The organism is Mesorhizobium sp. B2-3-15 (genome assembly GCF_006442875.1).
Taxonomy (GTDB): domain Bacteria; phylum Pseudomonadota; class Alphaproteobacteria; order Rhizobiales; family Rhizobiaceae; genus Mesorhizobium; species Mesorhizobium australicum.
In genome coordinates this window covers 611,495-625,226 of record NZ_VFVO01000002.1, presented here as the reverse complement: position 1 = coordinate 625,226, position 13,732 = coordinate 611,495, and the positions used below count along the sequence as shown (strand labels likewise).

Annotated in this window: 12 protein-coding genes; 6 read left to right on the top strand and 6 right to left on the bottom strand. The window is 63.8% G+C overall.

Features of this window, described 5'->3' with window-relative positions; all coding sequences use genetic code 11:
- Positions 1–72: 72 nt before the first annotated feature.
- Together xseA and FJ954_RS06920 are read left to right on the top strand one after the other, a co-directional pair.
- Positions 73–1,704, top strand: coding sequence for an exodeoxyribonuclease VII large subunit (xseA, locus tag FJ954_RS06925; RefSeq protein ID WP_015316489.1), 1,632 nt, complete (start codon positions 73–75; stop codon positions 1,702–1,704).
- 4 nt (positions 1,705–1,708) lie between these two features.
- Positions 1,709–2,827, top strand: coding sequence for a P1 family peptidase (locus FJ954_RS06920; RefSeq protein WP_140660861.1), 1,119 nt, complete (start codon positions 1,709–1,711; stop codon positions 2,825–2,827).
- Between the two features lie 64 nt (positions 2,828–2,891).
- On the opposite strand, the gene FJ954_RS06915 is transcribed toward FJ954_RS06920, so the two are convergent.
- From FJ954_RS06915 to FJ954_RS06900, 4 genes are all read right to left on the bottom strand, one after another.
- Positions 2,892–3,143: a DUF768 domain-containing protein gene (locus FJ954_RS06915; protein WP_015316487.1), complete on the bottom strand. Its 252-nt coding sequence runs from the start codon at positions 3,141–3,143 to the stop codon at positions 2,892–2,894.
- A 401-nt stretch (positions 3,144–3,544) separates the two neighbouring features.
- Entirely contained in the window at positions 3,545–4,234 is a 690-nt protein-coding gene (locus tag FJ954_RS06910) for an SDR family NAD(P)-dependent oxidoreductase (RefSeq protein ID WP_140660860.1), read from the bottom strand.
- 284 nt (positions 4,235–4,518) lie between these two features.
- The gene (locus FJ954_RS06905; RefSeq protein ID WP_140660859.1) at positions 4,519–5,538 is read right to left on the bottom strand and encodes an isopenicillin N synthase family oxygenase; all 1,020 of its coding nucleotides are present in this window, start codon (positions 5,536–5,538) and stop codon (positions 4,519–4,521) included.
- Positions 5,539–5,791: 253 nt separating this feature from the next.
- Positions 5,792–6,832: an ornithine cyclodeaminase gene (locus FJ954_RS06900; RefSeq protein WP_140660858.1), complete on the bottom strand. Its 1,041-nt coding sequence runs from the start codon at positions 6,830–6,832 to the stop codon at positions 5,792–5,794.
- Between the two features lie 158 nt (positions 6,833–6,990).
- Between FJ954_RS06900 and FJ954_RS06895 the strand changes: the two genes are divergently transcribed.
- From FJ954_RS06895 to FJ954_RS06880, 4 genes are read left to right on the top strand one after another with little or no spacing between them, the layout of a single operon-like run.
- On the top strand, positions 6,991–7,929 hold the full coding sequence (locus FJ954_RS06895; protein WP_140660857.1) for a MurR/RpiR family transcriptional regulator: 939 nt from the start codon (positions 6,991–6,993) through the stop codon (positions 7,927–7,929).
- Complete coding sequence (locus FJ954_RS06890) at positions 7,926–8,573, top strand: isochorismatase family cysteine hydrolase (protein WP_140660856.1); 648 nt, start codon at positions 7,926–7,928, stop codon at positions 8,571–8,573. The genes FJ954_RS06895 and FJ954_RS06890 overlap by 4 nt, the downstream gene beginning before the upstream one ends.
- Positions 8,570–9,892, top strand: coding sequence for a glutamine synthetase (locus FJ954_RS06885; protein WP_140660855.1), 1,323 nt, complete (start codon positions 8,570–8,572; stop codon positions 9,890–9,892). The genes FJ954_RS06890 and FJ954_RS06885 overlap by 4 nt, the downstream gene beginning before the upstream one ends.
- On the top strand, positions 9,892–10,689 hold the full coding sequence (locus tag FJ954_RS06880) for an N-formylglutamate amidohydrolase (protein WP_140660854.1): 798 nt from the start codon (positions 9,892–9,894) through the stop codon (positions 10,687–10,689). Before FJ954_RS06885 ends, FJ954_RS06880 begins: the two co-directional genes overlap by 1 nt.
- A 160-nt stretch (positions 10,690–10,849) precedes the next feature.
- Here FJ954_RS06880 and FJ954_RS06875 read toward each other — a convergent pair whose 3' ends face one another.
- Positions 10,850–12,196, bottom strand: a complete 1,347-nt coding sequence (locus FJ954_RS06875; protein WP_140660853.1) for an FAD-binding oxidoreductase — start codon at positions 12,194–12,196, stop codon at positions 10,850–10,852.
- Between the two features lie 319 nt (positions 12,197–12,515).
- Positions 12,516–13,700 (bottom strand): mannonate dehydratase, encoded by a 1,185-nt coding sequence (gene uxuA / locus FJ954_RS06870; protein ID WP_140660852.1) that lies wholly within the window; start codon positions 13,698–13,700, stop codon positions 12,516–12,518.
- Between the last annotated feature and the right edge of the window lie 32 nt (positions 13,701–13,732).

The window sequence follows — 13,732 nt, the reverse complement described above, 5'->3', positions numbered from 1 at the left end:
AAACCGGGTCATGACTATCGGGCCTGACACGGCCGCCTTGACGGCGGCGTCCAACCGGCCCCCAATCGACCGATGAGCGAAGCAGCATCCGAATCACGTACCAACGCCACCGAATACACGGTGAGCGAAATATCAGGCGCGCTGAAGCGCACGGTCGAGGACGTCTTCGGCAATGTGCGGGTGCGCGGCGAAATCTCAGGCTATCGTGGGCCGCATTCCTCCGGCCATGCTTATTTCGCGCTGAAGGACGACCGTGCGCGGCTCGACGCCGTGGTCTGGAAAGGCACGATGAGCCGGCTGAAATTCCGTCCCGAGGAAGGGATGGAGGTGATCGCCACCGGCAAGCTCACCACCTATCCCGGCAAGTCCAACTACCAGATCGTCATCGACAATCTCGAGCCGGCCGGCGCCGGGGCGCTGATGGCGCTGCTGGAGGAGCGCAAACGCCGGCTGCAGGCGGAGGGGCTTTTCGATGCGGTGCGCAAACGCCGGCTGCCGTTCATGCCACGCGTCATCGGCGTGGTCACCTCGCCGACCGGCTCGGTCATCCGCGACATCATCCATCGCATCAAGGACCGCTTTCCACTGCATGTGCTGGTCTGGCCCGTGCGGGTTCAAGGTGACACGGCGAGTGCGGAAGTGACCAGTGCCGTCACCGGTTTCAACGCGCTGGCATGGGACAGCCCCATTCAGCGCCCCGATCTGCTGATCGTGGCGCGCGGCGGCGGCAGCCTGGAAGATCTGTGGGGCTTCAACGACGAGGCACTCGCCCGCGCGGTCGCCGCCTCGGGCATTCCGGTGATTTCGGCTGTCGGCCACGAAACCGACTGGACGCTGATCGACCTTGTCGCGGATGTGCGGGCGCCGACACCGACGGGCGCGGCCGAAATCGCCGTGCCGGTGAAGGCTGACCTCGAAGCGACGCTGGCCAGCCTCGGCGCGCGGCTCAAGGCCGCCGTCTTGCGCAATTTCGAACGCAAGCGGCAGGCAGCCCGTGCGGCGGCGCGTGCGCTGCCCTCACCCGATCAATTGCTGGCGCTGCCGCGCCGGCGCCTGGACGAGGCGACATCGAGGCTCGGTCGTGGCCTGATGGTTTCCACCGAGCGCAAGCGGGCGCGATTCTTCGCTGTAAAATTGACGCCGGCAATGCTGTCGCAGCGGATCGCCGAAGCGCGGCGCACCAACGACCGTAGCCTTTTGCGGGCGCAAGGGGCGCTGCGCACTCTGGCCAGAAGCCGGCGCGCGGAGCTCAATCGTGCCGCGGATCAGTTGCCAAAATGCGCCAAGGCATCGCTGCAGCGGCACAGGCAGCAATTGGCTTTGCTGCAGGGCCGCATCACGATCGAGCCGACAGCCCGGCGCCAACGTGTGCAGAGGGATCTTCTGACGGCTTTGACGAGACGCGGCGGCCAGGCGATGCTGCTCAGGCTGGAGCGGTTGCGCGGCCGCATCGTCCAGGCCGACCGGCTGATGGCGACGCTTTCGCACAAGGCCGTCCTGGCGCGCGGCTTCGCGCTGGTGAAGGATGCCGACGGCGCGGTCATCAAGCAGGCCGCCGACGTGGTGTCGGGGATGGCGCTGTCGCTGGAGTTCGCCGATGGCACGGCGGATGCGGTGGCAACCAGTGGCGCGGCGCGGCCAAAGCCCGTGGCCAGACCGGCGGCAAAGGCAAAGGAACCCGGCAATCAGGGATCCTTGTTCTAAGAGCATGATCGACAATCCGCACCATCTGGCAACGCCGTCCGGCAAGCCGCGCGCGCGAAGCTTCGCTATCGGCTTCGACGGAACGCCCGGGCCGTTCAACGCGATCACCGACGTGCCCGGCGTCGCTCTAGGCTATGCGACGCTGATATCGGGCGATGGTCCGCTTATCGTCGGCAAGGGGCCGGTGCGCACCGGCGTGACCGCAATCCTGCCGAGGCCGCGCGCCGAATTGGCCACCCCGGTCTTCGCCGGCATTTTCAGCCAGAACGGCAATGGCGAGATGACCGGCTCGCACATCATCGAGGAAACCGGAGCCTTCAACTTCCCGATCACCATCACCAACACGCATTCCTGCGGTGTTTCGCGTGACGGCACGCTGCGCTGGATGAACCGGGTGCTGCCGGCCGCGATCGACAGCGCCTGGGGGCTGCCGGTGGCGGCGGAGACTTATGACGGATTTCTCAACGACATCAACGGCCACCATCTAACGTCGGAGCACGTCGCCGACGCCCTTGACGGCGCGGCCGGCGGACCGGTCGAGGAAGGCAGCGTCGGCGGCGGCACCGGCATGATCACCTTCGGCTTCAAGGCAGGGTCCGGCACGGCCTCGCGCATCGTCGCATGGCAAGGGCGCACCTACACGGTCGGCGCCTTCGTGCAGTCGAATTTCGGCAAGCGGCATAATTTCACCATTCGCGGCCTGCGCGCCGAGCCCGAACTCACCGAACCGGCGATCCGCGAAGCCACGTCGCGCGCGGAAAAGGGCTCAATCATCGCCGTCATCGCGACCGACGCGCCTTTCCTGCCGCATCAGATGAAGCGATTGGCGCGCCGTGTGCCGCTCGGCGTCGCCTTGACGGGCGGCTTCGGCTATCACAGTTCGGGCGATATCTTCCTCTCCTTCTCGACGGCCAATCCCGCCGCGGCGCTGGGGCTGTCCGGCCGCATCGCCAGCGCCGATTTCATCCCCGATACAGACATCGACCCGTTCTTCGATGCGGTGATCCAGACGGTGGAGGAATCCATCGTCAACGCTCTTATCGCCAATGACGACATGACCGGGCGCGACGGCAATTTCGTGCCGGCGCTGCCAAAGGCCTGGCTGGAAGAAAAGTTTGGCTGAGAGGAATGGCTGAGACGAAAACGCGGGCCGAAGCCCGCGCGTTTCGAACAGGTTTGACCCGCAGTTATTCCGCGGCTTTGCTTGAGGCCTGCTGGTTTTCGTCGGCCTCGGCCGCTTCCTCGAGCCGGGAAGCGATCAATTCCTGGATGTCGCCGACTTCCTCCTGGATGTCCTCCAGCGGTATGCCGACCTCGGCCGCCTTGGCGGCGCATTCGCGGGCCAACGTCTCGGCCTGCTTCTCGATCCTGGCGTGGGACTGGCAATGGACCTTTTCGCCGATCCATCCCCGCAAGAACTCGATCGCGTGTTCACTCATACTGCTGTTCCCTGGCGGCAAAGCCGGTTGGTAATCATAAGCGTCGGCATCCCGCGAAGGATGCATGTTCCCATTCGAGCCGAGTCGCGGCCAGCCGGCAAGCCGAAGCCGTCCAGGGTCCACAGAGCCGAAGGAAATCGAGGGGTGAAGAACATTTTCTGATTCTGAAGGACTGTACCGTTGGCGGGGTCTTCCCGCTCCGAGCAATTGCTTCTACCTTTTACGGCTTCCAGTCCGTTTCTTAATCTCAATGGCTGTCGCTACAGCCGCCTTATGACGTTGCGCTTCAAGGCGTGAGCCCGCGAAGCCGCCGCTATATAGTGACATCCTCATCCGATGTCGACTCTCCTCAAGGCCCGTGCAGACGAGCCATGCAAAAGTCGCATGGATCGCTGATCCAGTCAGAAATTTTCGACCCACGGCCTGAGTTCCATTTCCCAGGTCCAGGCGCTGCGGTGCTGGCGGTGGATGGCGAGATAGGCCTCTGCGATCGCATCCGGAGACAGCCGGCGATCCTGCGGCCCAGGCTCCTGTCCGGAAGCGGCCGAAGCAATGGCGCCGTCGATGATGAAATGCGCAACGTGGATATTCTTGGGCGCCAGTTCACGGGCCATGGATTGCGCCAGCCCGCGCAATCCGAATTTGGGCATCGCAAAGCCGGCGGAGCCGGCGAACCCCTTCACACTTGCTGTCGCTCCGGTGAAGAGGATCGACCCCGCCCCTTGAGCGATCAGCCGGCGGGCCGCTTGCTGAGCTACCAGGAACCCGCCATAGGCCCCGACCAGCAAAGCCTGTCGGACAGCCTCGGGATCGAGTTCGGCTATTGGACCGCGAGCGCGGCCACCGGCGTTGAAAATCACGAGGGAAAGCGGGCCAGCCTTGTCCGCGATATCGAACAGATGCTCGACCGATGCCGGATCCGAGACATCCGTCGCCACGGCTTGCGCGCCGGTTTGCGCTTGCAATGCATCGAGCTTCTCGATGTTTCGGGCGGCCAGGACGACATGGAACCCTTCCCTGGCGAGAAGACGCGCGAGCGAGGCGCTCAATCCGGAGCCCGCTCCGGCAATCACGGCGACGTCGGATGTCATGAGACCCTCTCCTCTTCCAGTGATCGCAATGGCCGACGCGTGTTGAACTCTGCCGGATCGGCGCCGCACCGGCAACACGCAGGGCGAAAAGAAAAATGGCCGGGCGCCAAACGGCCCGGCCAAAAAAGAAGGTCATAACCTTCAGAGGGGAACACCGCTCGGTGAAATGGGAGGAAAACACCGAACGGTTTTTCCTTTTTGAGCCGATTCCCCGACGAATACGACGAATGATTTTCTAAGAATCGGTCGGGATGGCAAAAATCCCGTTCTTTCTCGTCCAAGACTCAGCCGGCCCGGCTTTCCGGCTCGAGCAGATCCACATAGTGGCACCGAGCGACGTCGGGATGCGAGCGCAGCCGGCTTTTCAGCACATTGGTTCCGACATCGCGAAACAGCGGATTGTCCGGATCGCTGGCCGGCCCGCGCGCCTGCGCCGCCAAGTCCTCGGAAAGGCTAAGCAGCGGTATCGTCGCATCGAGCCTGGCGCTGAAGAAGAACGGCACCGAAATGCGTTCAATCCCGGCCGCCGGCGTCACGACACGATGCACGGTCGCCCGCAAATAGCCGTTTGAGGCCAGTTCGAGCAATTCGCCGATGTTGACGACGAGCGTACCGGGAATGGGGTCCACATCCACCCAGCTTCCGTCATAGTCGACCTGCAGCCCCTTATTGTCATCCTGAAGCAACAGCGTCAGGAAACCGCCATCCTTGTGCGCGCCGACACCCTGGTCATCGCCGGTCGCCTCTCGGCCGGGATAGCGCACGATTTTCATGCGGTGGTTTGGCTGCTCGCGGTAGATCGGGTCGAAAGCGTCCTCGGCTTGATCGAGCGACAGCGCGAAGGCTTTCAACAGCCTGATGGCCACTGCTGTTGCCTTGGCCTGCCATGCCAGCAGGGCGGGTTTGAGTTCCGGCAACGCAGCGGGCCACTGGTTCGGCCCCTGCAGCCGCGTCCAGGCGGGAATTTCTGGCCCTTGCGCTATGGGCTGACGCTCGACGCCGATGTCGAGCTGTTCGCGCCAATCGGCCTTGCCCTTGGTCAGCTCGCCGCCGGCGCGGGTATAGCCACGGAACTGCGGGGATTTCACCATTTCGATCGCGAGCTTGTCGGCCTCGGCCAAGGCAAAGAAGCGGCGCGACGCGGTGAGCACTTCACTGATTTCCGCCCACGAAATGCCATGTCCGGCCAGGTAGAAAAAGCCGATGTCGCGCGACGCGGAACGCAGATCCGCCAGAAATGTCCGGCGTTCCGACGCGCCTTGTTCAAAGCGGCTCAAGTCGAGCACGGGTACTATTCTGGGCATATCAGGCTCCTTTCCCGGCTTTGTGCGGATGTTACCGTCCGCAAACCGGGACTGTTGGACAGGCGTGCACTTTTCGGCGGTCACACCCGCCAGCAATGCCTGCAAGTGTCATCGACTCCAGATTGCCAAGAAAGAAACGATCGGCCCTTCAAGCCCGCCGCGATGAACAATTTTTGCGCGCGCGCCGGCAAGCTGACAATGACCGCGATCATTCCGGCGGATACGGACCGCCAGCAGGCGCGCGACCTCCACGCTATTGGGCTGCCCTGAGCAGCATGCCGAACAGGTCGCGTGGCTCGTCGGGGTCGGCGAGCATATCGAGCTCCTGGTACAGGCCGGTCGACCTCAGTTGATCCCTGACATAGCGCAACGCCGAAAAGTCCTCGATAGCGAAACCCACCGAATCGAACAGCGTGATCTGGCCGGCGTCGCGCCGGCCCTCAACGGCGCCGGTGACCACCTGCCACAGCTCAGTCACCCGATGATCCGGCGCGAGCTGCTGGATCTCGCCTTCGATGCGGGTCTGCGGCGGGTATTCGACGAAAATGTCGGAGCGCAGCAGGATGTCGCGGTGCAGTTCGGTCTTGCCGGGGCAGTCGCCGCCAACGGCGTTGATATGTACGCCCGAGCCGATCATGTTGTCGGTCAGGATGGTGGCGTACTGCTTGTCGGCGGTGACGGTGGTGATGATGTCCGCACCCTCAACCGCTTCCTGCGCGCTCGTGCAGGCCGTCATGTCGAAGCCGAGGCCGGCGAGATTGTGAATGCATTTCTGTGTTGCCGAACGGTCGATATCGTAAAGCCGCAGCCTGTCGACGCCGAGCAGTGCCTTGAAGGCCAGCGCCTGGAACTCAGCCTGGGCACCGTTGCCTATCAGCGCCATGCAGCGGGACTCGGCCGGCGCCAAGTGCTTCGCGGCAAGGGCCGACATGGCCGCCGTGCGCAGTGCGGTCAGAATGGTCATCTCGGACAGCAACACGGGATAGCCGTTGTGGACGTCGGCCAGCATGCCGAAGGCAGTCACGGTCTGGCGGCCCTCGCGCATGTTCTTGGGATGACCATTGACATATTTGAAACCATAGACCTCGCCGTCGCTGGTCGGCATCAGCTCGATAACGCCCTCGGCGCTGTGCGAAGCGACGCGCGGGGTCTTGTCGAACAGCTCCCAGCGGCGGAAGTCGTCCTCGATATAGCCGGCGAGCTCAACCAGGAACCGCTCGACCCCGATCCTGAGCACGAGCTTCATCATATTGTCGACGCTGACGAACGGCACGATGTTGAGATTGGGTATCATTTGTTCCTTGCCGGTACACCAGTCAGCCCTGGCGATGCGGGTTGTACGCCTTCATCATCGTCGGCAGTCTCGGAAAACATGTCAATACCTCTTCATTATTGACCATAATTAAAATATCTGAAATAGACTCGACACAGCATATATTTCAGGGGAGGCCTATGGCGATACGCGATGTTCTGATGCGCGGGGATCTGGCGCTGACGCCGTCGGAAGAGAAGATCGTCAGGCTGCTGCTGACGGACTATCCGACCTCGGGCCTCGGTACCGCATCGTCGCTTGCGCGACGCGCCGGCGTCAGCGATCCCACTGTTGTCCGGCTGGTCGTCAAGCTCGGCTATGAAGGGTTCCCGGACTTTCAGGCAAAGCTGCTCGCCGAGGTCGAGGCCAGGCTGCATTCGCCGCTGTTGATGATGGAGACCAAGCGGCAAAGCGGTTCCAGCGACAGCGCGGTGCTTGCCTATCTCGATTCCGTTACCACGGCCCTGCAGAAAGCCACCGCGGCGACACCGGTCCAGACCTACGAGCGTGCCGCCCGCCTTTTGATGGAGGCCAAGGGCGAAATCTTGCTGGTCGGCGGCCGGTTCAGCCGCCACATCGCCGGGATGCTGGCTGGATATCTCGTGCAGTTCCGCACCGGGGTCCGCGATCTCGGCGTGCTCTCTCCGCAGTCGTTCGACACGCTGGCCGACCTCGGTCGTCGCGACGTGCTCGTCGTCTTCGACTATCGCCGCTACCAGTTCGACGTGATGGCCTATGCGCGCCAAGCCGCCGCGCTCGATGTACGCATTCTTCTGTTCACCGACCAATGGCTGTCACCGATATCGGATCTTGCCGAAGTCACGATCGTCAGCCCGCTCGAAGTCGCCTCGCCCTATGACACGCTGGCGCCGGCGATCGCACAGATGGAGGCGCTGACGGCCCAGATCGTTTCGACGCTGGGCGGCGACGCTCGGGCTCGCATCGAGAGGATCGAGAAAGTGCGGCACGCCAATGCGGTGACGCTCGACAGCGATGCGGAAGGGAGCGGCATGCGCAAGACATCAGGACCGCGCAAGATACCTGGACCCAAAGCAGCAAAGCAGGACGAGAAGGCATGACCCAAGCCCTACCCAAGCGAGACGAAGCTTTTCGTACCGGCGAGACAGCGCTGCTGCTGGTCGACATGCAACGCATCTGGCTGGAGCCGGGTGCCGATCCTTCGCATCCAGAACGCGGACCCGATCATTATTTCTACCGGCAGACATGCTCGCAGACGATCCCCAACCAGGAGCGCCTGCTGGCGGCGGCGAGGGCCAATGGCGTCGAAGTGCTGCACACCATCATCCAGAGCCTGACCGAAGACGGCCGCGACCGCTCGCTTGACCACAAGCTGACGCCGATCCATGTTGCGCCCAGCCTCCCCGAAGGCCTGCCAGTGCCATCGCTGGCGCCAGTCGGCGACGAGATCACGCTGCCGAAAACCTCGTCGGGCATCTTCAACTCGACCAATGTCGACTACCTGCTGAAAAACCTTGGCATCCGCTATCTCGTCGTGGTCGGCGTGCTGACCGACCAGTGCGTCGACATGACGGTGCGCGACGGCGCCGACCGCGGCTATCTCGTCACCTGCGTATCGGATGCCTGCGCCACCATTACCCAGGAGCGCCACGACATCGCGCTGAAGGCCTTTGGCGGCTATTGCTGGGTCACGGACACCGACACCGTCGTCGACCGCTTCAACGCTCTGGGAAAAAAGGCATGACATCTGCCGTCGAGCCTCTCGTCGCCGTCGTCACCACGGATCTCTCCGCCATTACGCGGGGCCGCTTCGTGGTCGAAAGCAGATTGCAAAAGACCGCCGCGACAGGGATCGGCTGGCTGCAGGCCAATCTGTCAATGACGCCGTTCAATTCGATCGTCGATCCCAATCCCTGGGGTTCGTCCGGTGACCTTCGGCTGATCCCGGATCTCAAGGCGCGCTTCCGCACCGAGCGGACGGGATCGGCGACGCCCTTCGACATGGTGGCCGGCGACATCGTCGAGCTCGATGGCAGCCCGTGGCTTGGCTGCACGCGGACCATGCTCCGGGATGCGCTGGCGGAATTGAAGGCGGCCACCGGCCTTTCCGTCATCGCCGCCTTCGAGCACGAATTCCACGTTGCCGGCGGCAGCTTCGCGCCGGCACATTCGATGTCCTTTGCCGCCCTGCGCCGCACCGACCCGTTCGCCCCCAATCTGATGGCGGCACTCGAAGAGGCAGGTGTCGGCCCCGAAGTGGTCATCGCCGAATTCGGCAGTGAGCAATTCGAAGTGACGCACGAGCCGGCCGATGCGCTCACGGCAGCAGATTGCGCCGTCGCCATCCGCGAAATCACGCGCGAAGTGGCACGCAATGCCGGTTGGCGCGCGAGCTTCGCGCCCAAGGTCGCCCCGGATGCCGTCGGCAACGGCGTGCACATCCATTTCAGCTTCGTCGACGAAGCCGACAAGCCGGCAACTTACGATCCGGCGCGTCCCGGAGGCCTGTCCGCCAAGGCTGGCGCCTTCTGCGCCGGCGTGCTGCGCCATCTGCCTGCGATGACCGCCATGACGGCGTCGAGCGTGTCGTCCTTCTATCGCCTTAAGCCGCACAGCTGGAGTTCGTCCTACACCTGGCTCGCCGACCGCGACCGCGAGGCGTCGCTCCGCATCTGTCCGACGGTGACGATCGGCGGACGCGATCCGGCACGGCAGTATAATGTCGAGTACCGGGCGGCCGACGCCACCGGCAATCCCTATCTGTCGCTGGCGGCGATCATCCGCGCCGGGCTGGAGGGGCTGAAGGCGGACTTGCCATCACCGCCGCTGGTCACTGGCGACCCGACGCTGATGAGCGAGACGGAACGGGCGGAACTCGGTCTGGTGCGGCTTCCCGAGACCTTGCCGGCGGCACTGGATGCGCTCCTGGCCGACAAGACCGTTACGGGATGGTTCGCCCCGATCTTCATCGAGACCTTCGTCGGGTTGAAGCAGCATGAAGCCGAGCGCCTGGCAGGCCTTGATCCGGCTGCCATCTGCGATCTCTACCGGACGCTTTATTGATGACTGCGCAGGCCGAAAAAAGCTCGCGCCCTCAAGGAGATTGGCCCGAAGCCGTCGAGGTGCTCAACGAGCATGGCCGTTGCGAGATCGTGCTGCTGTGCGAGCATGCGTCCAACCATATGCCGGCGGAGTACCGCCGGCTCGGGCTCGATGCCAGTCATCTGCAGCGCCACATCGCATGGGACATCGGCGCCGCGGAGGTGACGCGCCTGTTATCGGCACGGCTTGATGCAGCGGCCTTTCTCAGCGGCTATTCCCGACTGCTGATCGATCTCAACCGGCCACTGGGCAGCCTGGGCAGCATTCCGGTGCTGTCGGAAGACACTGACATTCCCGGCAATGCCGGCGTCGACGGAGCGGAACGAGACCGGCGCGCGGAAATCATGTTTTCGCCGTTCCATGAGCGGGTGGCCGCGCACCTCGATCGCCGTGTGGCCGAGGGCCGGCCGACGCGGATCGTGACGATCCATTCCTTCACACCGGTGTTCCTGGGTGTCGCCAGGCCTTGGCATGCGGGTGTGCTGCATGGTCATGCAGCCGATCTCGCCGCGGCGATCCTTTCGGGCCTGCGCATCGACGCGGCACTCAATGTCGCGGCCAACGTACCCTATGTGATCAGCCGCGATGCCGACTACGCCGTACCCATCCATGGCGATGATCGCGGCATCCCCGCCGTGCTTGTCGAGATCAGGCAGGACTTGTTGTCGACACGGTCGGGCATCGAGGAATGGGCGGACCGGCTGGCGGCGGCGCTGCCCGTGCACGAGACGGAGGCATCTCAGCCGGTGCGGACGTGACGCCGCGACCATCGCGCAGGTCGACAAGCCGCGCTTCTCGCCATCAGCGCGGCGCTCGCATGACGGGAACGGTCCGGCCCGAATGGACAACCTCCCGAAAGCTCACAATCAGGTCGCCCGACCTGACCTGCCGCCCCAACCGGCGTCAGGGCAATCTCGCCTAAAGCGATGGTCCCATCTGGATAGGGCTGCCGTCGCTGAACCGGGATTGACGGAACCTGTGAAGGTTGTGTCCAGTCTCGTTGCCCTGGATCAAGTCGGATAGGACGCGGCCCATGCCAGGCCCTATGCCGAAGCCATGGCCGCTCATCCCGGTGGCGATGACGAGGCCATCGACCGTTGCGGCGCGATCGACCACAGGCACGACATCCGGCATCGCATCTATCATGCCGGCCCAGCTTGCCCTGAGCGGCACCGCCTCGAATTGCGGAAAAAGCGCCTTGAACCCATGATCGATGGCGCGAAGGGCCCTGGGTTCCGGGGCAGGATTGAGAACGCGCATGCGTTCGAACGGGCTTTCCTTGTCGGCATCCCATTTGCGCGGGGTGGACCAGCTGTCCGGATATGCACGCGGCGCCGCCGGCAGGTAGCGCGTGCCGAAAGGATTTGCCTTCAGGGCAGGCAGGTATTTCGGTGCGTGACGCAATGCATCCGGCCCGACATAGAGCAGGTGGCTGCCTCCCGCCGCGAGCGTGTACCCGCCGTCCTTTCTACGCCGGAAGGCGATGCGTTCGTCCGCGGCAGCGCCGGCATGGATTTCTGGCATAGGCGCGGTCGCCGCGACGGTCGTGCGGACACTGAGCTGCGGGATCGAGACGCCATGCGCGCGCAGGAACAGCGACGTCCAGGCGCCGCTGGCGACAAGCACGTTCGAGGTGGCGATGCGGCCTCGTTCGGTCCAGACACCGCTGATGCGCCCTGCTGAGATGTCGAGCATGCGTGCCGCACAGTTCTCGATGATTGTGACACCCTGGCGAGCGGCCAGGCGGGCAAGCGCCGGCACGGCGACCCAAGGCTCGGCACGCATGTCCGACGGCGTGGTCATGGCGCCCTTGAAGGGGCGCGACATGGCCGGGATCAGCTTGGCGGTCTCGCCCTGGTCGAGGAGGCGCGTGTCGACGCCATGGGCCTCGGCGATCTTCAGGAACTTGGCGAAACCGGCCATCTCCTTGTCGGTCCGCGCAAGATAGGTCACGCCCGTCTGCGTCAAGCCTATGTCCTCGCCGCACTCCTCGGCCAGTTGGCGCCAGAGACGCTGCGCTTCGATGACGATGGGCAATTCGTCCGCGTCGCGGCCCTGCTGGCGGATCCAGCCCCAGTTGCGCGAGGACTGCTCCGCGGCGATGCGTCCCTTCTCCAGCAAGGTCACCGGTATGTTGCGACGGGCCAGGAACAAGGCCGCGGTCACGCCGATGATGCCACCGCCGACAATGACCACATCCGACGTCTTCGGCAGCGGCGCCTGGAACTGGATCGGACTGGCTTCGGTGAAAGGGAAGATCGTCAAAGGACTGTCCTTTTCTCATAAGCGTGCCCCGCGCCGATGGCTGGTCCCAGTGGCGCGAAAGTCGCCCGCTTTCATCGGACACTGGCCAAGCATGAAGTGCGCCGACGAGCACTACACGACCGGCCTCGAAAATTTGCGTGCCAGCTCGATGAAATTGTTGACCACCCGTCGAGGCCACTTCTCGTCGCAGGGCAGCCCCGGCTTCATCGACAATCGGGTGGCTAGGGCACGCGGATGCCGGACGAAGCGAAGCGCTCGCTCAGACCTGTCGCGACATTCCGGCGGAAGATCGCAAACGTTAGCTTGCCGCCCGATGGCTTCAGGCCAGCCCGAACCGCTCCACCGCACGCATGATGCCGCGCAGCTCCGCCAGGCCTTTCAGCCGGCCGATGAGCGAATAGCCGGGGTTGATCTTCTTCTTGCCGATGTCGTCGGCAAGCAGATGGCCATGATCGGGCCGCATCGGAATTTGCCAGTCGGCTCGGCCTTCTCCGCGACGGCGCTTCTCTTCCTGCATCAAAGCGAGGATGACATGCGCCATGTCCGTGCCGCCCTCGAGATGCTCGGCCTCGTAGAACGAACCGTCCTCCTCGATGGTGATGTTGCGCAGATGGACGAAATGGATGCGGTCGGCGAATTCCTTGACCATGGCGACAATGTCGTTGTCGGCGCGCGTACCGTAGGAGCCGGTGCAGAAGGTCAAACCATTGGCCGGGCTGCCGACCGTCTCGAGGATGAAACGCGCATCCTCGGCCGTCGAAACGACGCGCGGCAGGCCATAAAGCGAGAAGGGCGGATCGTCGGGGTGGATGCACATACGCACACCCGCCTCTTCGGCCGCCGGGATGATCTCGCGCAGGAACCAGGCAAGATTGTCGCGCAGTTCCTTAGGCCCAATCGCGTCGTATTCCGCCAGCGCCTCGCGGAAACTGTCCCTGTTATAGCTACGCTCCGTAGCCGGCAGGCCGGCGATCAGATTGCGCTCGATCTGGCCGATCTGCTCCGGTGTCAGCGCCTTCAGGCGCTCCTCGGCCTGGGCAATACGTGACGGCGTATAGCTTGCCGCGCCGTTCTTGCGCTGCAAGACAAAGAGATCATAGGCAGCGAAGTCGATGGCGTCGAAGCGCAAGGCATAACCGGTCGTCGGCAGCCGGTAGGCCAGGTCGGTGCGAGTCCAGTCGACCACAGGCATGAAATTATAGCAGATCGTCTGGATTCCGGCCTTCGCGAGCGCGCGGATGCTGTCGCGATAATAGCCGGCATAGCGCTCGCGCTCCGGCGCGCCGATCTTGAAGGAATTGTGAACCGGAATGCTCTCGACGACCGACCAGGTCAACCCAGCCGCCTCGATGATGCGCTTGCGTTCGAGCACATCGGCCTCAGGCCAGGCCCTGCCATCATAGATATGGTGAAGCGCTGAAACCACGCCGGTGGCGCCAGCCTGTTTGACATGTTCAAGCGTCACCGGATCATCGGGACCGTACCAACGCCAACACTGTTCCATTGCCACTTCCTTTCTGCGAGAGACCGGCAACC

Bases quoted from the DNA above. Each gene is read 5' to 3' on its own strand.
- FJ954_RS06885 (WP_140660855.1), top strand. From the start codon at position 8,570: ATGACATCTGCCGTCGAGCCTCTCGTCGCCGTCGTCACCACGGATCTC.
- FJ954_RS06880 (WP_140660854.1), top strand. From the start codon at position 9,892: ATGACTGCGCAGGCCGAAAAAAGCTCGCGCCCTCAAGGAGATTGGCCC.
- FJ954_RS06915 (WP_015316487.1), bottom strand. From the start codon at position 3,143: ATGAGTGAACACGCGATCGAGTTCTTGCGGGGATGGATCGGCGAAAAG.
- FJ954_RS06895 (WP_140660857.1), top strand. From the start codon at position 6,991: ATGGCGATACGCGATGTTCTGATGCGCGGGGATCTGGCGCTGACGCCG.
- uxuA (WP_140660852.1), bottom strand. From the start codon at position 13,700: ATGGAACAGTGTTGGCGTTGGTACGGTCCCGATGATCCGGTGACGCTT.
- FJ954_RS06900 (WP_140660858.1), bottom strand. From the start codon at position 6,832: ATGATACCCAATCTCAACATCGTGCCGTTCGTCAGCGTCGACAATATG.
- FJ954_RS06910 (WP_140660860.1), bottom strand. From the start codon at position 4,234: ATGACATCCGACGTCGCCGTGATTGCCGGAGCGGGCTCCGGATTGAGC.
- FJ954_RS06905 (WP_140660859.1), bottom strand. From the start codon at position 5,538: ATGCCCAGAATAGTACCCGTGCTCGACTTGAGCCGCTTTGAACAAGGC.
- FJ954_RS06890 (WP_140660856.1), top strand. From the start codon at position 7,926: ATGACCCAAGCCCTACCCAAGCGAGACGAAGCTTTTCGTACCGGCGAG.
- FJ954_RS06920 (WP_140660861.1), top strand. From the start codon at position 1,709: ATGATCGACAATCCGCACCATCTGGCAACGCCGTCCGGCAAGCCGCGC.
- xseA (WP_015316489.1), top strand. From the start codon at position 73: ATGAGCGAAGCAGCATCCGAATCACGTACCAACGCCACCGAATACACG.